Source organism: Aeromicrobium sp. Leaf289 (assembly GCF_001423335.1).
Classification (GTDB): Bacteria; Actinomycetota; Actinomycetes; order Propionibacteriales; family Nocardioidaceae; genus Aeromicrobium.
Map to the genome: position 1 here is coordinate 228,786 of NZ_LMNK01000002.1, position 19,908 is coordinate 248,693.

Genomic DNA, 19,908 nt, shown 5'->3' on the forward strand with positions numbered 1-19,908 from the left:
GATGCGACCGGGAGAGGGACCCATGACCATCGTGACCGACATCGCTGCACCTCCGTGCACGCGTGAGCCGGTGTTCCGCGACGAACGCCTGTACGCAGGAGCCCACGAGCTCGACGCCGCATCGCGCGTCGGCCTGGGGGAGATCCTGGCGCAGGCCCACCGCCGCTGCGCGGGATGCCCCATGCTCGTCGACTGCCTCTACCGGGCGGTCGTCGAGGTCGACGTCTCGGGCTTCGTGGCCTGCACGACCGAAGCCGACCGCGCGAGCATCCGCGACAGCCTCGGCATCGTCGTCGACGCCAACCAGTCCGGATCGTACGGGCCGGCCCGGCTCGGCGCCGGTCCCGTGAGCCACGAGGCCGTCCTGGCGGCGCGCACCGCGCACCCGAAGGACACCTGCCAGCAGCTCGCCGAGCGGCTCGGCTGCTCCACGTCGACCATCAAGCGCCATCTGCGGCGCGCCCGGGCCGAAGCCGCCGAGCAGGCGTCGGCGCTGGCCGCCGTGGCCGACCTGCCCCGACGCATCCCGTCGGTCGACGAGGTCCTCGACGCCTTCGACTCCCTGGAGTCCAGCCAGCTCGCCTGACCCGCCTCTCCTCCTCAGAGGTAGGTGACGCACCTGATCCGGCCGTCAGAGGTAGGTGACGCACCTGATCCGGCCGTCAGAGGTAGGTGACGCACCGAATCCGACGCCGGTGAGGTGCGAGACCTGCCGCCCGCCGCACCGCCGGTCAGAGCCAGCGACGCAGCTCGTCGGCGAGACCGTCGTCGACCACGCTGCCCGTGACGTCGTCGGCCACGGCCTTGAGCTCGTCCGATCCCTGGCCCATGGCCACACCGCGACCCGCCCAGCGGAGCATGTCGTAGTCGTTCATGCCGTCGCCCACGGCCAGCACGTCGGCCTGGTCGACCCCCAGCCGCGCGCACACGACCTCCAGGCCGGAGGCCTTCGAGACGCCCTCGGGGGCGATGTCGAGCCAGGCCGTGTAGCCGATGTTGTAGTTGACCTCGTTGAGGCCCAGCCCGTGCACGAGCGCGCCGAACTCCTCGACGTCGTGCTCCGGTGCGCGGATGATGACCCGCGTGACCGGCTCGGCCACCAGCTCGTCGACGTCCTGGATCTTCACGTCGCCGCTGATCTCCCACTCCGGGAAGGGCGCGCTGATCCGGTAGCCGGTGCCGACCTCCTCGACCGCCACGAGCGCGTCGGGCACGTGCTCGAGCACCCGGCGGACCGCCTCGCTGGCATCGAACGTGACCGTGTGGATCACGTCGACCGGGCTGTAGGTGTGCACCACGGCGCCGTTGCTGGCCACCGCGATGCCGTCGTCGAGCCGTAGGTTCTCGGCGGCGTCGATCACCCCGGGGATGGCACGACCGGTGGAGATGACCACGTGCACGCCGGTGTCCTTCAGGGCGTGCACGGCGTCGCGGACCACGTCGGTCATCCGGTTCTCCCAGTCGACCAGGGTGCCGTCGACGTCGAGCGCGACGAGCTTCGGCCGCCAGGTCATGCGCCCGCCTTCGCGACCGGCTCCAGTACCTCGCCGAGGAACGGGTGCAGGGCTGCGGGCAAGCGGACCGACCCGTCGGCCTGCTGGCCGTTCTCGAGCAGGGCGACGATGATGCGCGGCATGGCGCACAGCGTGCCGTTCAGCGTGGCGGTGGGTTCGGTGCCGCCGTCGTCGAGCCGGTTGCGGATGTCGAGGCGGCGGGCCTGGAACTGGGTGCAGTTCGACGCGGAGCTGACCTCGCGGTACTTGCCCTGGGTGGGGATCCACGCCTCGCAGTCGAACTTGCGCACCGCGGAGAGGCCGAGGTCGCCCGCGGCGACGTCGATGACTCGGTACGGAAGCTCGAGCAGGTCGAGCCACTCCTTCTCGAAGCCGAGGATCTGCTCGTGCTGGGCGTAGGACTCCTCCAGCGACGTGCAGACGAACATCTCGACCTTGTCGAACCAGTGCACGCGCACGATGCCGCGGGTGTCCTTGCCGTGCGAGCCGGCCTCGCGACGGAAGCACGGGCTGAACGCGACGTACTTCTTCGGGCCGTCGAGGATCTCGTCGGAGTGGTACGCCGCGAGCGGCACCTCCGACGTGCCCACGAGGTACAGGTCGTCCTTCTCGAGGTGGTAGACGTCGGCCGCGGCCTGGCCGAGGAAGCCCGTGCCCTCCATGGCGCGCGGCTTGACGAGCGCCGGCGGGATCATCGGCGTGAAGCCCCACGCGGCGGCCTTCTGCATGGCCAGCTGGGTGAGCGCCAGCTCCAGCTGCGCGCCGACGCCGGTGAGGAAGTAGAAGCGTGAGCCGCTGACCTTCGCGCCGCGCTCGACGTCGATGGCGCCGAGCAGCTGGCCGAGCTCGAGGTGGTCCTTCGGCTCGAAGCCCTCGGCCGCGAAGTCGCGGGGCGTGCCGACCTCCTCGAGGAGCACGAAGTCGTCCTCGCCGCCGGGCGGGGCGTCGGGCGCGGGGTTGGGCAGGGCCTTGAGCAGTGCGGTGAAGGCCTCGCCGGCCGCGGTCTGCTCGGCGTCGGCGGCCTTGACCTGGGCGCTCAGCTCCTTGGTGCGCGTGAGCAGCTGCTGCTTCTCGTCGCCCTGGGCCTGCGCGACCTGCTTGCCCATCGACTTCTGCTCGCTGCGCAACGCCTCGAACGCGGCGATCGTGGAGCGTCGGCGCTCGTCGGCCTCGACCAGCGCGTCGACGACCGACGGGTCCTCCCCACGGCGTCGCTGCGCCTCTCGGATGGCCTCGGGGTCGTCTCGCAACAGCCTGGCGTCGATCACCCCGTCAGCCTATCCGGGCCCCTCCCGCCCCCTCCCCCCGGCGATGACTGGTCAGAGGTAGGTGACGCACCTGACGACGCCACCGGAGGTAGGCCTCGCACGTGATGGGCTCACTGAGAGGTTCGAGACCTACCTCCAGCGCATGCATCTTCCCCACCCGCTCTCGCCGGAGTCCGGTACTCGTCCACAGGGTTCCGGCGAGGCATTCCGTGCCCGCCGGTCGAGCGCTGGGATGGGGACATGCCCCCGCGCGCACAGATCCCCGCCCCGCTCGCACACGAGCCGTTCCACGTACGCGAGGCGCTCGCGCTCGGCGTCTCGCACCGACGCCTCGCGGGCAAGGCCTACCGTCGACTCCTTCCGGCGGTCTGGGCACCTGCCGACCTCGAGATGACCGAGGAACGCTGGTGGGTGGCGGCTCGCAAGTACGCGCCCGCCGACGCGCGCTTCACCGGCGCCACCCGGCTGCAGCAGCTGGGACTCGACCTCGGCCCACACCGACCGCTGCAGATGGTCGTGGGTCGCGACCTGCATCGCGACTGCCCCGAGGTCTTCCTGCACCGCAGCGACGTCATGCCTGCGCACGACGACGTCGCCGTCAGTCCCGAAGCCGTGTTCGTCGAGGTGTGCCGTTGGTTCACGGTCCTCGATGCGGTGGCCGCCGGGGACTGGCTGATCAAGCAAGGTCTCCTGAACCCCGAGGTCCTCGCGCGCCTCTGCCACGACGAGCCCTGGCGCGACGGAGCGGAACAGGCGCGGTGGGTCGCTCGACTCCTCGACGGACGCTCCCGATCGGTCCCCGAGAGCCATGTCCGGCTCTACTTCCAAGCGGCCGGGCTGCCGCGGCCCGAGGTGAACGTGCCGGTCGACGTCGCCGGCACCCTGCACACTCCGGACTGGTGGTGGCGGTTGTTCCGCGTCGCCTCCGAGTACGAGGGAAGTCAGCACCAGACCAACCGCGGTCAGTACGTCGCCGACATCGATCGGTACCAGCTGTATCGCTCGGCGGACATCGAGTATCGCCAGATCACCCGCGAGCTGAAGGTGACGCCCCGCACGGTGGTACGTCGGGTGCACGAGGCCCTCGTCGCGGGCGGGTACTCGGGACCGTCGCCCAGGTTCGGGGTCGCGTTCCAGGCGTTGAACCGCACGCCCCGCGAGGCGATGGCCGCCGCACCCGACTTCACCGTGTGGACGCCGGTCGCTCCGCGGCGGTAGGTCTCGCACCTTTCAGCGGACCCATCAGGTGCGTCACCTACCTCTGACCAGTCGGACAGGTGCGTCACCTACCTCTGACGAGTCGGACAGGTGCGTCACCTACCTCTGACGAGTCGAGGCGGGGGGCGTCAGGGGGCGGAGAGGAGGGCGCGGACGGTGTGGAGCATGGCGGCGTGGGCGGCGGCGACGGAGCGGTCGAGGTCGTCGCGCAGGAGGGACCAGGCGTTCCACGACGTCGACCCGACCAGGGCGTCGAGGAGCGCCGCGCGGTCCGCCGCCGCGTCGAGCTCACCGGCGAAGGCCTGCTCGATGTCGTGCACCACCCGTTCCACGTGACCGAGCCGGCTCGAGCGCAACGTCGGCGAGAACGGCTCCTTCAGCTGCGCTGCGCGGGCTGCGGGCGAGATGTTCTCGAGCCGACGTGCCCGCTCGGCGCAGAAGCGCTCGATGCGCTCGGGCAACGGGGCCGACGGGTCGACCTCGCCGCGCAGGGCCGAGTCCTGCTCGAACCAGTAGCCGGTCGTCGCCTGAAGCAGCCCCTCCATGTCGCCGAAGGAACCCCACAACGTGCGCACCGAGACGCCGGCGCGCTCCGCCACCTGGGCCGCGGTGGGCAGCAGGTCGCCTCCCCGGATCAGCTCCGCGTGCGCCTCGACGATGGCCCGACGGGTCCGGTTGCCGCGCGCCACCCGTCCGTCCCGCTGCTCCCGCTCCGGGAGCGGCGACGCCTCTGGTCGACTCACGCAACCATCATGCACCCCGAGTGAACATTCACACCAGGTGCATATTGCTTGTGACCCACGTCATGGCCTAGGTTCGCCGCAACCCCGCAGCCGACGAGAGGGACCCTGTGCTGGCGGTCAAGAACCTGGAAGTCGTCTACAACGACGTCGTCCTCGTGCTGCGTGGCGTGAGCCTGCAGGTGCCTCGCGGCAGCATCGTCGCCCTGCTCGGAGCCAACGGCGCCGGCAAGACGACGCTCCTGCGCGCACTGTCCGGGCTGCTCGACGTGCACGACGGCGCCATCACCAAGGGCCAGGTCACGCTCGACGACGTCCCCCTGCACACGCTCACCGCGCCGAAGATCGTGGCGGCGGGCCTCGGGCAGGTCCTCGAGGGACGCCGGGTCTTCTCGGAGTTCAGCGTCGAGGAGAACCTCAAGGTCGGCGGTCACACCCGCAAGGGCAGCCTGAACGACGCCGTCGAGGAGGTCTACGAGCTGTTCCCGGTGCTGCGCGAGCGCCGACGCAACATCGCCGGCTACCTGTCCGGTGGCGAGCAGCAGATGCTGGCCATGGGCCGTGCACTCGTGGCCAAGCCCGACTACCTGCTCCTCGACGAGCCGAGCCTGGGCCTCGCGCCGCGCATCGTCCAGCAGATCAAGGACATCGTGGTCGAGATCAACCGACGCGGCACGACCGTGCTGCTCGTGGAGCAGAACGCCACCATGGCGCTGTCGATCGCGAGCCACGGGTACGTGCTCGAGCACGGCAAGGTCGTCATGGACAAGCCGGCCGCCGAGCTGCTCGCCGACGACGACATCCGCGACTTCTACCTGGGGCGTGGAGAGCTCGCGACCTCCTACCGCGAGGTCAAGCACTACAAGCGACGCAAGAGGTGGCTCTCGTGACCCACTCGCTCACCGAACCCACGCCCCGCCCCGACGCCGGCGCCACGGCCGAGCCGGTCGTCAGCCTGCGCGGCGTCGAGCTGGCGTTCGCCGGGGTCAAGGCGCTGCAGGGCGTCGACCTCGACGTGCACCACGGCGAGCTGTTCGCCGTGATCGGCCCCAACGGTGCCGGCAAGACGTCGATCTTCAACGTGCTCTCGGGCGTGTACCGGCCCCAGAAGGGATCGGTCACCTTCCTCGGGCAGGAGATCCTCGGCTCCAAGCCGCACGCGATCGCCGCGATGGGCATGGCGCGCACGTTCCAGAACATCGAGCTGTTCGCCAACCTCGACGTCGTCGACAACCTCATGCTCGGGCGCCACCACGCGCTCGGCTACGGCTGGCCGTCGGCGCTCGCCTGGCTCGGCCGCGCCCGCAAGGCCGAGGTGCGCAACCGCCGCGAGGTCGAGGAGATCATCGACTTCCTCGAGATCGAGGCCTACCGCCAGCTGCCCGTCGGGATGCTGCCGTACGGCGTGCAGAAGCGCATCGAGCTCGGCCGCGCCCTGGCCATGGACCCCAAGCTCCTGCTGCTGGACGAGCCGGTCGCCGGCATGAACGGCGAGGAGACCGAGGACATGGCCCGGTTCATCCTCGACGTCGGCAGCGAGCTGGGCATCGCCATGATCCTCGTCGAGCACGACATGGGCCTGGTCATGGACCTGGCCGACCGGGTGATGGCCATGGACTTCGGCAAGCCGATCACCACGGGCACGCCCGCCGAGGTGCAGGACCACCCAGGCGTGATCGCCGCCTACCTGGGCGTCGGCGACGACACCCCCCTGTCCGACGACGCCCCGTCCGAGGCCAGCACCGACCCGAGCACAGGAGAGCAGCGATGAGCCGCCCGACGCTGGCGCAGGCCGTGCGCGAACGCTCCGTCACCAGCCCCGACGCCGTCGCGATGCGAGAGAAGAACCTCGGTCTCTGGGAGGAGATCACCTGGGCCGACTACTGGGAGCAGTCGGTTCTCGTGGGACACGCCCTTCTCGCCGCCGGCGTGCAGGTCGGCGACCGCGTGGCCGTGCACAGCGAGAACCGGCCCGAGTGGTTGTTCTGCGACGTCGGCATCACCGCGGTCCGCGCGGCCACGGTGGGCCTGTACACGACGAACCCGGCGCCCGAGGTGCTGCACGTGCTGCGCGACTCCGGCTCGTCGCTGCTCATCGCCGAGGACCAGGAGCAGCTCGACAAGGCGCTCGAGGTGATCGAGGACCTGCCCGAGCTGCGGACGATCGTCTACCTCGACCCGCGCGGCATCCGGGGCCGCTACGACGACCGACGACTCGTCTCGTGGGACGACTTCATGGCCGCGGGGCGTGCGCACGCGCAGGAGCACCCGGGCGCGGTCGAGTCGCTCGTCGACGCCGCACAGCCCGACGACCTCGCCACCCTCGTCTACACGTCGGGCACCACGGGTCCGCCGAAGGGCGCCATGCTCTCGACCGGCAACATCGCCTGGGTCGTGGAGCGGCTGCGCACCGACGCGCTCATCGACCCCGCCGCGAACGAGAAGGACCTCGCCGTCTCGTACCTGCCCCTGTGCCACGTGGCGGAGCGCTTGTTCACGGTGTGGACGAGCGCCGCGTCGGGCGTGCAGATGAACTTCGCCGAGTCGATCGACACGGTGCAGGTGGCCCTGCGCGAGATCCAGCCGACCTTGCTGTTCGGCGTCCCCCGCATCTGGGAGAAGCTGGTGGCCGGCGTGCAGATCCGGATGTCGGGCGCATCGCGGCTCAAGCGCGCCAACTTCGCGCTCTGGATGAGGGTCTCGCGCTGGATCGGTCGCACCCTCGTGGCCAATCGCGGCCGGCACACCCTGGCCACCCGCGCGGCCTACGCCGTCGGCTGGGTCTTCCTCTACCGCGCGCTGCGCGAGCGGCTCGGGCTGTCGAAGGTGCGGTACGCCGCGTCCGGCGCCGCGCCCATCGCCCCTGAGGTGCTCGAGTTCTTCATGGGCCTCGGCCTGCCGATGCACGAGGTGTACGGCATGACCGAGAACAGTGCGATCGCCACCGCCAACCGCCGCGGCCGGGTCCTGCTCGGCACCGTCGGCGAGCCCCAGGACGGCATCGAGCTGCGCATCGACGACGAGACCGGCGAGATCCTCACCCGGCACGAGGGCACCTTCGCCGGCTACTGGAACAACCCCGAGGCCACGGCCTCCACGGTCGACGCCGACGGCTGGCTGCACACGGGCGACGTCGGCGAGTGGGTCGACGGCACGTACGTGCGCATCACCGACCGGCTGAAGGACATCATCATCACCGCGGGCGGCAAGAACATCGCCCCGAGCGAGATCGAGAACAGCCTCAAGGCGTCGCCGTACGTCAAGGAGGCCATCGTCATCGGCGACCGGCGCAAGTACCTGACCGCCCTCATCGGCATCGAGCTCGACACCGTGGGCGACTGGGCGCAGCGCCAGAAGATGCCGTTCACCACGTACCGCGACCTCAGCCAGAAGCCGGAGGTCCGGGCCCTCGTGCAGAAGGTCGTCGACGAGACCAACACCAAGTTCGCCAGCGTCGAGACGATCAAGGCCTTCGCGCTGCTGCCGAAGGAGCTCGACCACGACGACGGCGAGCTGACGGCCACGCAGAAGGTGCGCCGCTCGGCCGTGACCGCCCAGTTCGAGGACCTCATCGACCAGCTGTACGCAACCGACCGGAGCCGCGCATGACCGAGTTCCTGCAGGCCGTGCTGAACGGTGTGGGCCAAGGTGCGATCTACGCCCTCCTGGCGCTGGGCTACGTCATGATCTACAAGGCCACGAAGGTCATCAGCTTCGCCCAGCCGGCGCTGATGATCATCGGTGGTCTGTTCACCTACCACTTCACGGTCGAGTTCGGCCTGCCGTTCTGGATCGGCATGCTCCTCGGCATCGTCTGCGGCGCGCTCGTCGGCATGCTGGTCGAGCGCGTGGCCCTGCGCCCCATGGTGGGCAAGCCGGTCTTCACGCTGGCGATCATCACGATCGGCATCGACATCGTGCTGCGCATCGTGGCCAACCGCTACATCGGCGCGCAGCCCAAGATCGTCACCTACCCCAGCGGCAGCGAGCGGCTGGAGCTGCTCGGGCTGTCGATCTCCTACCAGCGGATCGGGCTGATCGCGGTCACGGCGCTGTGCGTCGTGGGCCTCGTCGTCTTCTTCCGCGCCACCCGCACCGGGCTGGCCATGCGGGCCACGGCGATCGACCAGGAGACGGCCCTCGCGCAGGGCATCCGCGTGGGCACGATCTTCGCGATCGCCTGGGGCATCGCCGGTGGCCTCGCCGCCATCGCCGGGACCTTCGTCGCCGCGGGCGCGGCGGGCATCGAGCAGACCAGCTGGACGATCGCGCTCAAGGCGCTGCCGGCGATCATCATCGGCGGCCTCGACAGCGTGCAGGGGGCCGTGATCGGTGGGCTCGCGGTCGGGATCGTCGAGGCGATCACCGCCACCTACCAGCCCGAGTACGCACCGTGGCTGGGCACCAACTTCGCCCTCGTCGTCCCCTACGCCCTCATGTTCGTGGTGCTGCTGGTCAGACCGTACGGGCTCTACGGCACCAAGGAGGTGGAGCGGGTATGAGCATCACCTCCCCGTTCCGACGCGGCGGCCTGCGCAGCCGTCCGCTCGCGCGCACCGACTACGCGCAGGACATCGCGCTCGTCAACACGCCCGGCAAGCGACGCTCGCTCGTCGTCATCCTGGTGCTCTCGTTCCTGCTGCCGTTCCTGGTCGCCGACGACCTGCTGCAGGTGCTGGCGCTCGGCATGATCTCCGCGGTCGGCGCCATCGGGCTGAACCTCGTCACCGGGTACGCCGGACAGGTCTCGCTCGGGCACGCGTTCTTCATCGGCCTCGGCGCCTACACGGGTGCCGTGCTGGGCGGGAACCCCGACGGACCGGTGCTCGGCTACGGGCTGCCGATGTGGATCTGGCTGCCGGCCGCCGGCGTCGTCGCCGCCGTGGCCGGCCTGGTCGTCGGGCCCATCGCGGTGCGGCTGCGCGGCCTCTACCTGGCCATCGTGACCCTCGGGATCGTCTTCATCGGCGACCACGTGTTCCGCAACGCCCGCGACATCACCGGCGGCGCCGGCGTGGGCCGACGTGGCGCCGAGCTGGAGCTGTTCGGCATCGACTTCGCCCAGGCCGGGCCGCTGCTCGGCATGGAGATGTCGCGCGAGCAGAAGCAGTTCTTCCTCGGGCTCGTGTTCCTCATCGTGTTCGCGATCATCGGCCGCAACATCGCCCGCTCGGGCGTGGGTCGCGCGTTCGGTGCCATCCGCGACCGCGACGTCGCCGCGGCCGTCATCGGGGTGGCGCTCACGAAGTACAAGGTCATGGCGTTCGCGATGAGCTCGTTCTTCGCCGGCGTCACGGGCGCCCTCTACTTCGCCGTGGTCGGCGTCTTCGAGCCCGGCGCCTTCAGCCTGCTGCTGAGCATCCAGTACCTCGCGATGATCCTCATCGGCGGCGTGGCGACGATCAGCGGCTCGATCATGGGCGCGATGTTCATCGCGCTGCTGCCGCGGATCTCCACCGAGATCGCCCACTACGTGCCGCTGATCAGCACGAGCGCCGTCGGCGGCGGCCTGCTGACCGTCTTCCAGCTCGAGGCGATCATCTACGGCGCCCTCATCGTCTTCTTCCTCGTGTTCGAGCCCCGCGGCCTCTTCGGCATCTGGATGCGGGTGCGGAACTACTGGAAGGGGTGGCCCTTCTCCTACTGACGTCGGTCCCCCGCACCTGCGGGAATCCCCCGAACGAGGACGCACGACGCGCCTCGCCACCCTCGAAAGGAACGTCATGAGAATCTCTCGACACCTGCTGCGCGCCGGCGTCGGTGCCGCGGTGGCGGCACTCGTGCTCACCGGTTGCCGCAGCTCCGGCGGCAGCGACTCCGCCGCCGACGGCATCACCGACGAGGCCTGCCCGCAGGCCGTGAACGACGACAACGGCTGCATCTACCTGGGCGTGATCTCCGACCTCACCAAGGGCCCGTTCGCCCCGCTCGCCGTGCCCATCACGGACGCGCAGAAGGCGTTCTGGCAGAAGGTCAACGAGGACGGCGGCGTCGGTGGCTACGACGTGGACGTGACGAAGTACGTCCAGGACGCCGAGTACAACCCCGAGATCCACAACCGCAAGTACCAGGAGATCCGCAAGGACATCCTGGCGCTGGGCCAGACGCTCGGCTCGTCGCAGACCCTCGCGATCCTGGAGGACATGAAGGCCGACGACGTGATCGGCGTGCCGGCCTCGTGGAACTCGGCCTGGGAGTTCGAGGACCAGATCCTGGAGAGCGGCGCCAACTACTGCTTCGAGGCCATGAACGGCGTCGACTGGGCCGTCGAGAACCGCGACGTCGCGGGCAAGATCGCCGCCGTCGGCTACGACAACGACTACGGCGGAGACGCCGCGGCCGGCGTCAAGGCCGCGGCCGAGGCCAACGACCTCGAGTACGTCGAGATCAAGGCACCGCCCGGCCAGGACCAGCAGGCCGAGACGGTCGCGTCGGTGCTCCGTGAGGATCCCGACCTCCTGGTGATCTCGACCGGTCCGGCCGAGATGGCCGCGATCGTCGGCGGCGCTGCGGCCGAGGGCTTCGACGGGACCGTCGTCGGCTCCAGCCCCACCTGGAACCCGGCGCTGCTGCAGTCCGCAGCCGCTCCGGCCATCGAGGCGCTGTACTTCCAGGCGGGCCCGTGGGGTCCGTTCGGCACCGACACCCCGGGCCACGAGGCCATGCGCGAGGCCCTGGGCGACGTGACGCCGAGCGACGGCTACACGGCAGGCTGGGCCTGGAGCTACCCGCTCCTCGCAGCCCTGAAGCAGGCCGACGAGGACGGCGGCATCACCCGCGAGAGCCTCGTCGAGGCCGCGAAGTCGCTCGAGGAGGTCGACTACGAGGGCATGCTGCCCAACGAGGCCGGCAAGAACACGGGCGAGCCCGCGGAGTCGGCGTTCCGATCGAGCGTCATCAGCAAGGTCGACAAGGACGCCCCCACGGGAGTGTCGCTCGAGCAGGACCTCACCACGGGCCCCACGGCGGAGGCGTACGACTTCTCCAAGCCGTGCTTCAGCCTGCAGTGACCTGACGCGAAGGGGCCCGGACCATGGCGGTCCGGGCCCCTTCGTCGTTCCCAGCGGCCTCGCGATTCCCATCACCTGATGGGAATCGCGAGCTCACCACGGTTCTCTCCCACTCACCCTCGGAGGCCCTCCGAGGTGAGCGGGGGATTCCGATGGTGGGTGGAGGGATCAGGAGATGGTGCCCTTGCCCTCACCCTCGACGCGGTCGTCGTGCAGCAGCTCGCCCTGGGCGTCGACGGGCGTGTAGCGCACCTCGACCTCGAGCTCGGTTCCCTTCTCGTACCGGAAGTTCTCGCCGTAGGCGAAGGTCTCGCCCTTGCCGAGCGTGTACACGGCGGGATCGGCGATCTCGGAGACGCCCAGCGTCTGCACGTCCTGCTCCTCGTAGAGCGCGCTGTCGGTGATGCCGTCCATGCCCTGCAGGTACGGCCAGTCGACGTAGCGCGACTCGACGTCGACCAGCGAGGAGCCCAGGTCGATCGGATCGCCGTTGTTCGTCACCACGTAGTTGACGAAGACGATCTCGTCGCCCTCGTCGATGATCGGCTCGTTCTTCTCCGGGTCGACGAAGTTGCCGGTCTTGGTGGCCTTGGCGGTGCCCACCTGGTAGACGTCGACGGTCACGTCGCCCGCCTCGACGGTGGCGATCTTCTCGCCCGGGGTCGTGAACGGCTTGGCCCAGGCCGGTGAGCCCTCGGTGGCCGCCGGGGCGTCCTCCGTGGCCTCCTCGCTCGGTTCGGAGGCGGCCGACGTCGGCTCGCTCTCGGGCTCGTCGGAGCCGCAGGCGCTCAGGCCCAGCAGCGCGATGGTGGCGACGGCGGCGATGCCCGCGCGACGGATGGTCATGGTGTCTCCCGATTGTTGAGTGTTCTTCCCACTCAGGACCCTAGCGGTCGGGAACGCCGCACGTGACCACGGCCGTCGGGCCGGGACGTGACGCTCGTGTCAGTGGGCGGCCGCGCCGCGCCGACGCGCGACGAGGTGCAGCACCGCCACGACCACGGCACCGACGACGAGCCCGATGACTGCGGAGAAGAAGGTGTTGGTGAGCCACGCCAGCACGGAACCGAGGCCGCCGGAGACGGCGTCGTGCACGGCCTCCTCGGCGTGGTGCACGAGGTCGTAGAGGGCGTGCCAACCGAGGTCGTCGGTGCCGACGAGCAGGATGTGCCCGCCGACCCAGAGCATGGCGACGACGCCCACCGTGGCGAGCGTGGCGAGGACCTTGGGCATGGCCTTGACCAGACCGCGGCCGACCTTCTGCGCCACGCTCGACGTGCGCTCGGTGAGGGCGAGGCCGACGTCGTCCATCTTCACGATGAGCGCGACCACGCCGTAGACGAGCGCCGTGATGCCGATGGCCACCACGACCAGGATGACGGCGCGGGAGACGAACGCCTCCTCGGCGACCTCGTTGAGCGCGATCACCATGATCTCCGCCGACAGGATGAAGTCGGTGCGCACGGCGTTGGAGACCACCGTGGCCTCCTGGTCCTCGCCCTGCGACGACGACGGCTCCTCGGGCGGGTGGTGGCCCGAGACCTTCTCCCAGAGCTTCTCGGCGCCCTCGAAGCACAGGTACGTGCCGCCCAGCATGAGGATCGGCGTGAGCAGCCACGGCGCGAACTGGCTGAGCAGCAGGGCGGCGGGGAGGATGACGAGCAGCTTGTTGCGCAGCGACCCCTTCGCGATGCGGCCGATGACCGCCAGCTCGCGCTTCGGGTCGAGCCCGTGCACGTAGCGCGGGGTGACGGCGGTGTCGTCGACGACCACGCCGGCCGCCTTCGCGCTGGCGCGTCCCGCCGCAGCACCGACGTCGTCGATGGACGCGGCAGCCAGCCGCGCCAGGGCCGCCACGTCGTCGAGGAGCGCGACGAGTCCGCCGGCCATCAGAGAGCTCTCACTGCAGTCATGGGGAAAGGGTAGGTGGTCGGCGGGGGTACGGGCCGTGCTGCGGTGGTTCCGCGTCCGGGTGGGGGTCCGCTGCCGCGGGGGTGGGGCGGCGGTGTGGCTCCTCGGTGGGGTGGGGCTGCGCCGGCGCGGCTCCTCGCCGGGGTGGGGCTGCGCCGGCGCGGCTCCTCGCCGGGGTGGGGCTGCGCCGGCGCGGCTCCTCGGTTCGGTGGGGCTGCCGCCGGCGCGGCTCCTCGCCGGGGTGGGGCTGCGCTGCCGCGGCTCCTGGCCGGGTCGGCCTCCGAAAGGCCTCGACCAGGCGGGGCCCAGCGTCGCGACCGGGCCTGCGGGATGTGAGGAGGGCTTCCTCCACCACGAGCGGTGGGTTCTCCACCAAATCGGTATGCCTGCCCACCCGGGCGGTGCGTTCTCCACCGAATCAGTGCGCCTGTCCACCCGGGCGGTGCGTTCTCCACCTTCTCAGCACCGAGAAGGTGGAGAAGTCACCGCTCGGTGGGGCAAAGGGTGGAGAAGTCACCGCTCGGGGGGCATCGGTGGCTCAGCAACCACAGCACCACTCCAAAGGTTGACGATCCACCGTTGAGGGCGGCCCCGCCGTTGGATCGGTGGCTCAGCAACCGCAGGACCCCGCCAGATGTTGACGATCCACCGATGGGGGCAGCCGGAGGGCTCGGCCGCCCCGGGCGCCACCGCCCCCTCGAGGCCTTTCGGGGAACGCCCCCACGTCGAGCCGCGTCGACGTAGCCGCAGGTCCGTGCGACGTCAGCCGCCGGCGAGACGCGAGGAGGGGACGAGCAGGCCTCTCAGCCGCGCGCCGACCACCACGCGCGCAGCGCCTCGGCAGCCAGGTCCTCACCGAGCGGTCCGCGGTCCATCCGCAGGTCGAGCAGGAATCGGTACGCCTCGCCGATCTCGCGACCGGGACCGATGCCGAGGATCTCCATGATCTGGTTGCCGTCGAGGTCGGGGCGGATCGCGTCGAGCTCCTCCTGGGCGGCCAGGACCTCGATGCGGCGCTCCAGGTCGTCGTAGGTGCGCTGCAGACGCTGCGCCTTGCGCCGGTTGCGGGTGGTGCAGTCGGCGCGGGTGAGGATGTGCAGCCGCTCCAGCTGGTCGCCCGCGTCGCGCACGTAGCGACGGACGGCCGCGTCGGTCCACTCCCCCGAGCCGTAGCCGTGGAAGCGCAGGTGCAGCTCCACGAGCAGGCTGACCTGGTCGATCTGGTCGTTGCTGAAGCGGAGCGCCTTCATCCGCTTGCGCGTCATCTTGGCGCCCACCACGTCGTGGTGGTGGAACGTCACCGTGCCGTCGTCGACGAAGCGTCGGGTGCGGGGCTTGCCGATGTCGTGCACGAGCGCGGCGAACCGGACCACGAAGTCGGGACGGTGGTCGAGCCGGTGCTCCAGCTCGATCGCCTGCTCCAGCACGGTGAGCGAGTGCTCGTAGACGTCCTTGTGACGGTGGTGCTCGTCGGCGGTCAGCCGCAACGCCGGCAGCTCGGGCAGCACGTGCTCGGCCAGACCGGTGTCGACGAGGAGGCGGAGCCCGGCCACCGGGTCGCCTCCGCACACCAGCTTCACGAGCTCGTCACGCACCCGCTCGGCCGACACGATCTCGATCCGGTCGGCCATCGCGGTCATGGCCGACACCGTCGCGTCGTCGGCCCCGAAGCCCAGCTGCGAGGCGAACCTGGCCGCGCGCATCATCCGCAGCGGGTCGTCGCTGAAGGACTGCTCCGGGGTCACGGGCGTGCGCAGCAGCCCGGCCGCGAGGTCGGCGAGGCCCCCGAACTCGTCGACGAACTCCGCCGACGGGAGCCGCACGGCGAGCGCGTTGACCGTGAAGTCGCGGCGCGACAGGTCGCCCTCGAGCCGGTCCCCGAAGGCCACCTGCGGCTTGCGCGACGACACGTCGTAGGCGTCGGCCCGGTACGTCGTGATCTCGATCTGGTCGCCACCCTTGCGCAGGCCGAGCGTCCCGAACTCGCGGCCGACGTCCCACACGGCGTCGGCCCAGCCGGCCACGATGCGCTCCACGTCGTCGGGGCGCGCCGAGGTGGTCAGGTCCAGGTCGTTGACCGCGCGGCCGAGCAGGGCGTCGCGGACGGGGCCGCCGACGAGGGCCAGCTCGTGCCCGGCGGCCTCGAACAGGGCACCCAGGTCGGCGAGCACGGGGTGCTCGTCCAGCACCGCGGCCACGGCCGCGCGCACGGCGGTGGCGTCGGTCGTCGGCTGAGGGTCGGGCACGGGGGGAGAGTCTAGTGTCCGGGCACCGGTGCCGGGGTGCGTGGTGGGCGCGGCGCTGCCGACGTGCCGCGTCCCCGGGGCGCACAGGTGCGGCCACTACGATGGGCCGGGTGACGAACCCGGGCCGACGTCTGCGTCCGGGCCCGCGCTCCCTCCACCGCCGGGTCGCCGCCGTCCTCGCGGCCGTGGTCGGCTGGGGTGCGGTCCTCGTCGGCGCGCCGGCCGCCCAGGCCGCCATCGACCCCGACGTCTCGATCCGCATCACCGGCGTGAGCCCCACTGAGCTGCGCGACGGCGCCACGGTGACCCTGAGCGGACTCGTCACGAACTCCGGTGACGAGCGCTGGACGAAGGCGCAGGCCTACCTGGTGATCGCGCCCGCCCCGTTCACGACCCGGCAGCAGGTCACCGACGCCGTGGAGAGCGAGGCCACCTACACCGGCCAGCGCGTCGTGGAGCTCGACGCGATCGACGAGGTGGGCACCCTCGAGCCGGGCTCGACCCGGCCGTTCCGCGTCCAGGTGCCCTACGAGGACCTGAGGATCAACGGCGCCGAGGGCGTCTACCCGGTCGGCGTGCAGGTGCTCGCGACCGGTGAGGACGGCACCCGCGACACCAACGCCATCGCGCGGGCCACCACGTTCCTGCCGCGCATCGACGACACCTCGCCCCGCGTGCCGGGTGGTCTCGTGTGGCCGTTCGTCATGCCGGACCGGATCGGCCCCGACGGCACCTACCTCGACGCACCCGACCTGGCCGAGCGCGTCTCGCCCGGGGGCCAGCTGCGCAACCTGCTCGACCGGGCTCGGCAGGCCCCGGGCCCGGGCACCACCATCGTGCTCGACCCGGCCCTGCTCGTCGGGCTCGACGACCTCGCCGAGGGCCGCCGACTGCCGGAAGGCGTGCAGGTCACCGCCGTCCAGCGTGCGGCTGCCCGCACTTTCCTGACGGACCTGACCGAGCTCTCCCGCCGGGTCACCACCTGGTCCCTGGACTACGCCCGACCCGACGTGCTGGCCATCAGCACGTCCGACGACGCCGCCCAGCTCGCCGCCACCGTCGACCGCGCCACGTCCGGCACGCTGGCCCGGTTCCAGCTCACCGGGCGACGTGTCACCTGGCCCACCCGCACCGGTGTCACGTCGCGCCTGCTCAGCGAGGTGCGTGACGGCGGCGAACGGCCGGTGGTGGTCACCCGCGACGCCGTGCCCGACTGGGAGCCGCGCCTGGGCTCCATCGTCACCCGCCGGACCGACGAGGGCCCGGTCCCGCTGTTCGTCAACGCCGGGCTCGACGTCGGCGTGCCCGGTTCCAAGACCGTGGCGACCCTGCGCCAGCGGCTGGTGAGCGAGGCCGCGTTCGCCTCGCTCGAACGTCGAGGCGACCGGCAGTCCAAGGCCGACGCCTTCGTCCTCCTCGACCCCACCTGGAATCCCGGCGACGCCGAGGCCGGGTCGTTCTCGGGTGCCTTCACGCCCGACTTCGTCACGCCGAGCGACCTGGAGGACCTGCTCTCGACCGGCCGCGCGTCGTACACGGGGTCCGTCCCGCGCACCTCCGACGCCACGCCGCTGCGTGGGCGACAGCTGCGTGCCGTCGAGGACCTCGTGCGTGCTGCATCGGTCGTCTCCGACCTGGTGGTCGACGCCGACGACGTCACGGCGCGCACCGACCGCACCGTCGCCGAGCTGCTCTCGGTGGCGTGGCGCCGCGACCGCGACACGGGCGCGGAGGCCGCCGTCGACCAGCTGCGGCGCACCCGTGCCGCGCTCGACGGGCTGCAGGTCGAGGGGCCGCCGGCGATCACGCTGTCGAGCTCGCAGGGCACCTTCCCGCTCACCGTGAGCAACGACACCGACGACCCCGTCCGTGTCGGGGTGCGGATCAGCACGAGCAACCCGGCGCTCACGGTGCCCGACGTCGAGCCCGTCGAGGTCGAGGCCGGTGAGCGGCGCACGCTCACCGTCACCGTCGACGTCGGCGAGCAGACGTCGTCGACCTTCACCGCGCAGCTCATCACCAGCGGCGGCACCCCGGTCGGCCAGGCCGACTCGTTCAACGTGCGCTCCAGCCGGGTCGGCATGGCGCTGTGGGCCCTGATGGGGGCGGCGGGCCTGTTCGTGCTGTTCGCGCTGGGCCGCCGGTTCCTGCGCGGTCGCGGCCGGGGCGACGCGCTCGAACGGGGCGAGCCCGATGAGTGAGACTCCCCGCCCCCACGACGGCGGCGATGCCGGCGAGACCGAGTCGGCCGACGCCCTGGCCCACGAGGCCGCAGCCCCCGAGGCACCGTTGCCTCCCGAGCATCCCTCCGGCGAGGACTCACCCGCCCAGTCGGACGTCGCGCGGGCGAGCGCCTGGATGGCGCTCGGGACGATCGTCTCGCGCTTCACCGGCCTGGGTCGCAGCTTCCTGCTGGCCTTCACGATCGGTGCGGCGCTGAACGGCGACCTCTTCGAGATCGCCAACACCGTCCCGAACGCCCTCTACATCCTGCTGGCCGGCGGCGTGTTCAACGTCGTGCTCGTCCCCCAGCTCGTGCGCGCCATGCGCGCCGACGCCGACGGCGGCGACGCCTACGCCAACCGCATCCTCACCCTCGGGATGCTCGTGCTCGGGGTCGCGACCCTCGCCCTCGTCGCGCTCGTCCCGCTCATCATGCGGGTCGTGTTCGACGCCGAGCTGTTCGAGCCCGAGCTGGCCGCGCAGCGGGAGTCGGCGCAGCTGCTCATGTACCTGTGCATGCCGCAGGTCTTCTTCTACGGCGCGTTCGTGCTGGTGGGCCAGATCCTCAATGCTCGCCGCCGGTTCGGGCCGATGATGTGGGCGCCCATCGTCAACAACGTCGTGGCCATGCTGTCGCTCGGCGTGTTCCTGGTCGTCCACGGCCACGCCGCGGGCAGCGGCGGCTTCACGACGAACGAGGCGGTCCTGCTGGGCCTGGGCGCCACGGCCGGCATCGTCGCGCAGTTCCTTGCACTGCTGCCCTCGCTGCGTGCCGCCGGGTTCCGGTTCTCGCCGCGGTTCGACTTCCGCGGCGTCGGACTGGGCCACACCCTGCGGCTCGGGCTGTGGACGCTCGGCTTCATCGCCGCCAACCAGGTGGCCTACATCGTCGTCCAGCGCCTCGGCTCGAAGGGCACCTTGACCGGAGCCAGCCAGGGCGCAGAGGGCGCCGGGGCCAACGTGTACGCCCTCGGCTACCTCGTGAGCCAGATGCCGCACGGCGTCATCACCGTCTCGCTCGTGACCGCGATCATCCCCACGATCTCCGCCCTGGCCCAGGACCACCGGTACGACCGGATGGTGCTCGAGCTGCAGCGCACCGCGCGCATCACCTTGGCCGTGATCGCCCCGCTGGCCGCCGCCCTGGCGTGCCTGGGCGTCCCCGCCGCGGCCGTGCTCGGCTTCGCGCCCACGCTGCGGGTCAGCGCACCGGCCATCGGCGCCACCATGGCCGCGTTCGCCCTCGCGCTGCTGTTCTTCACGATCCACTACATGGTGCTGCGCGGCTTCTACGCCGACGAGGACACGCGTACCCCGTTCCTCGTCCAGGTCGTGATCGCCGCCGTCAACGTCGCCGCGGCCATCGGCTTCACGCGGGGGGCCGAGCCCGACGAGTTCGCGCCCCGGCTCGCCCTCGCGTTCGGCGTCGCCTACGCCGTGGGGGCCGTGCTGTCGACGACGCTGCTGTCGCGTCGGCTGGGTGGCGGTCTGGTCGATGCCGAGACCCGCCGCTTCCTGCTCAAGCTCGTGGTCGCGTGCGGGGTCGCCGCCGCGCTCATGCTCGGCGCCACCGCCGCGCTCGACTCCGTCGGCGTGCCGCGGGACACCCCTGAGGGCGGACTCCTCGTGCTCGCGGTGGGCGGTGCGCTGGGTGGCCTCGGCTACCTCGCCGCCGCCCGCGTGGTGAGGATGCGTGAGCTGTCGCACCTCGTCGGGTCGCTCCTGCGTCGCTAGGTGCGACCCCCGGACCCGTGACCGCGGCGGTCCGGTCGACCGTG

The 19,908-nt window shown here is 71.2% G+C and carries 16 protein-coding genes; 10 read left to right on the plus strand and 6 right to left on the minus strand.

The window, feature by feature from the left end:
- Positions 1-22 precede the first annotated feature (22 nt).
- Positions 23-586: an HTH domain-containing protein gene (locus tag ASF37_RS05040; protein ID WP_055961664.1), complete on the plus strand. Its 564-nt coding sequence runs from the start codon at positions 23-25 to the stop codon at positions 584-586.
- A 145-nt stretch (positions 587-731) separates the two neighbouring features.
- Here ASF37_RS05040 and ASF37_RS05045 read toward each other — a convergent pair whose 3' ends face one another.
- Entirely contained in the window at positions 732-1,514 is a 783-nt protein-coding gene (locus ASF37_RS05045; protein ID WP_055961666.1) for an HAD family hydrolase, read from the minus strand.
- Positions 1,511-2,782: a serine--tRNA ligase gene (gene serS, locus ASF37_RS05050; protein ID WP_056579356.1), complete on the minus strand. Its 1,272-nt coding sequence runs from the start codon at positions 2,780-2,782 to the stop codon at positions 1,511-1,513. Before serS ends, ASF37_RS05045 begins: the two co-directional genes overlap by 4 nt.
- Positions 2,783-3,022: 240 nt before the next feature.
- Here serS and ASF37_RS05055 point away from each other — a divergent pair, with 240 nt between their 5' ends.
- The gene (locus ASF37_RS05055; protein ID WP_056579358.1) at positions 3,023-4,000 is read left to right on the plus strand and encodes a hypothetical protein; all 978 of its coding nucleotides are present in this window, start codon (positions 3,023-3,025) and stop codon (positions 3,998-4,000) included.
- A gap of 128 nt (positions 4,001-4,128) precedes the next feature.
- Here ASF37_RS05055 and ASF37_RS05060 read toward each other — a convergent pair whose 3' ends face one another.
- Positions 4,129-4,743, minus strand: a complete 615-nt coding sequence (locus ASF37_RS05060) for a TetR/AcrR family transcriptional regulator (protein ID WP_056575100.1) — start codon at positions 4,741-4,743, stop codon at positions 4,129-4,131.
- 107 nt (positions 4,744-4,850) lie between these two features.
- Between ASF37_RS05060 and ASF37_RS17070 the strand changes: the two genes are divergently transcribed.
- The 6 genes from ASF37_RS17070 (at position 4,851) to ASF37_RS05090 (ending at position 11,750) form a co-directional block, all read left to right on the plus strand.
- Positions 4,851-5,630: an ABC transporter ATP-binding protein gene (locus tag ASF37_RS17070; protein WP_055961676.1), complete on the plus strand. Its 780-nt coding sequence runs from the start codon at positions 4,851-4,853 to the stop codon at positions 5,628-5,630.
- Complete coding sequence (locus ASF37_RS17075) at positions 5,627-6,511, plus strand: ABC transporter ATP-binding protein (protein ID WP_056579360.1); 885 nt, start codon at positions 5,627-5,629, stop codon at positions 6,509-6,511. The genes ASF37_RS17070 and ASF37_RS17075 overlap by 4 nt, the downstream gene beginning before the upstream one ends.
- Positions 6,508-8,349 carry a long-chain fatty acid--CoA ligase gene (locus ASF37_RS05075; RefSeq protein ID WP_056579362.1) on the plus strand — a complete coding sequence of 614 codons (1,842 nt, stop codon included), beginning with the start codon at positions 6,508-6,510 and terminating at the stop codon, positions 8,347-8,349. Before ASF37_RS17075 ends, ASF37_RS05075 begins: the two co-directional genes overlap by 4 nt.
- Positions 8,346-9,242 carry a branched-chain amino acid ABC transporter permease gene (locus tag ASF37_RS05080; RefSeq protein ID WP_055961682.1) on the plus strand — a complete coding sequence of 299 codons (897 nt, stop codon included), beginning with the start codon at positions 8,346-8,348 and terminating at the stop codon, positions 9,240-9,242. The genes ASF37_RS05075 and ASF37_RS05080 overlap by 4 nt, the downstream gene beginning before the upstream one ends.
- Positions 9,239-10,387 (plus strand): branched-chain amino acid ABC transporter permease, encoded by a 1,149-nt coding sequence (locus ASF37_RS05085; protein ID WP_055961685.1) that lies wholly within the window; start codon positions 9,239-9,241, stop codon positions 10,385-10,387. The genes ASF37_RS05080 and ASF37_RS05085 overlap by 4 nt, the downstream gene beginning before the upstream one ends.
- 76 nt (positions 10,388-10,463) lie before the next feature.
- Positions 10,464-11,750 (plus strand): ABC transporter substrate-binding protein, encoded by a 1,287-nt coding sequence (locus ASF37_RS05090; RefSeq protein ID WP_055961688.1) that lies wholly within the window; start codon positions 10,464-10,466, stop codon positions 11,748-11,750.
- Positions 11,751-11,918: 168 nt separating this feature from the next.
- Here the strand turns inward: ASF37_RS05090 and ASF37_RS05095 are convergent, their stop codons facing one another.
- From ASF37_RS05095 to ASF37_RS05105, 3 genes are all read right to left on the minus strand, one after another.
- Positions 11,919-12,596 carry a hypothetical protein gene (locus ASF37_RS05095; protein ID WP_055961691.1) on the minus strand — a complete coding sequence of 226 codons (678 nt, stop codon included), beginning with the start codon at positions 12,594-12,596 and terminating at the stop codon, positions 11,919-11,921.
- A 99-nt stretch (positions 12,597-12,695) separates the two neighbouring features.
- Positions 12,696-13,640: a DUF808 domain-containing protein gene (locus ASF37_RS05100; protein WP_056553607.1), complete on the minus strand. Its 945-nt coding sequence runs from the start codon at positions 13,638-13,640 to the stop codon at positions 12,696-12,698.
- An 824-nt stretch (positions 13,641-14,464) separates the two neighbouring features.
- Positions 14,465-15,907, minus strand: a complete 1,443-nt coding sequence (locus tag ASF37_RS05105; protein WP_055961697.1) for a CCA tRNA nucleotidyltransferase — start codon at positions 15,905-15,907, stop codon at positions 14,465-14,467.
- Positions 15,908-16,017: 110 nt separating this feature from the next.
- On the opposite strand from ASF37_RS05105, the gene ASF37_RS05110 reads away from it, so the two are divergent.
- A complete protein-coding gene (locus tag ASF37_RS05110; RefSeq protein WP_055961698.1) occupies positions 16,018-18,108 on the plus strand; it encodes a DUF6049 family protein in 2,091 nt (696 codons plus the stop codon).
- Positions 18,101-19,864: a murein biosynthesis integral membrane protein MurJ gene (murJ, locus tag ASF37_RS05115; RefSeq protein WP_082506406.1), complete on the plus strand. Its 1,764-nt coding sequence runs from the start codon at positions 18,101-18,103 to the stop codon at positions 19,862-19,864. The genes ASF37_RS05110 and murJ overlap by 8 nt, the downstream gene beginning before the upstream one ends.
- Positions 19,865-19,908: the final 44 nt, after the last annotated feature.

Excerpts from the sequence above, each read along its gene's own strand:
- ASF37_RS05085 (WP_055961685.1), top strand. The coding sequence starts at position 9,239 with ATGAGCATCACCTCCCCGTTCCGACGCGGCGGCCTGCGCAGCCGTCCG.
- ASF37_RS05095 (WP_055961691.1), bottom strand. The coding sequence starts at position 12,596 with ATGACCATCCGTCGCGCGGGCATCGCCGCCGTCGCCACCATCGCGCTG.
- ASF37_RS05075 (WP_056579362.1), top strand. The coding sequence starts at position 6,508 with ATGAGCCGCCCGACGCTGGCGCAGGCCGTGCGCGAACGCTCCGTCACC.
- ASF37_RS05040 (WP_055961664.1), top strand. The coding sequence starts at position 23 with ATGACCATCGTGACCGACATCGCTGCACCTCCGTGCACGCGTGAGCCG.
- ASF37_RS05045 (WP_055961666.1), bottom strand. The coding sequence starts at position 1,514 with ATGACCTGGCGGCCGAAGCTCGTCGCGCTCGACGTCGACGGCACCCTG.
- ASF37_RS05055 (WP_056579358.1), top strand. The coding sequence starts at position 3,023 with ATGCCCCCGCGCGCACAGATCCCCGCCCCGCTCGCACACGAGCCGTTC.
- ASF37_RS05100 (WP_056553607.1), bottom strand. The coding sequence starts at position 13,640 with ATGGCCGGCGGACTCGTCGCGCTCCTCGACGACGTGGCGGCCCTGGCG.
- ASF37_RS05090 (WP_055961688.1), top strand. The coding sequence starts at position 10,464 with ATGAGAATCTCTCGACACCTGCTGCGCGCCGGCGTCGGTGCCGCGGTG.
- ASF37_RS05080 (WP_055961682.1), top strand. The coding sequence starts at position 8,346 with ATGACCGAGTTCCTGCAGGCCGTGCTGAACGGTGTGGGCCAAGGTGCG.
- murJ (WP_082506406.1), top strand. The coding sequence starts at position 18,101 with ATGAGTGAGACTCCCCGCCCCCACGACGGCGGCGATGCCGGCGAGACC.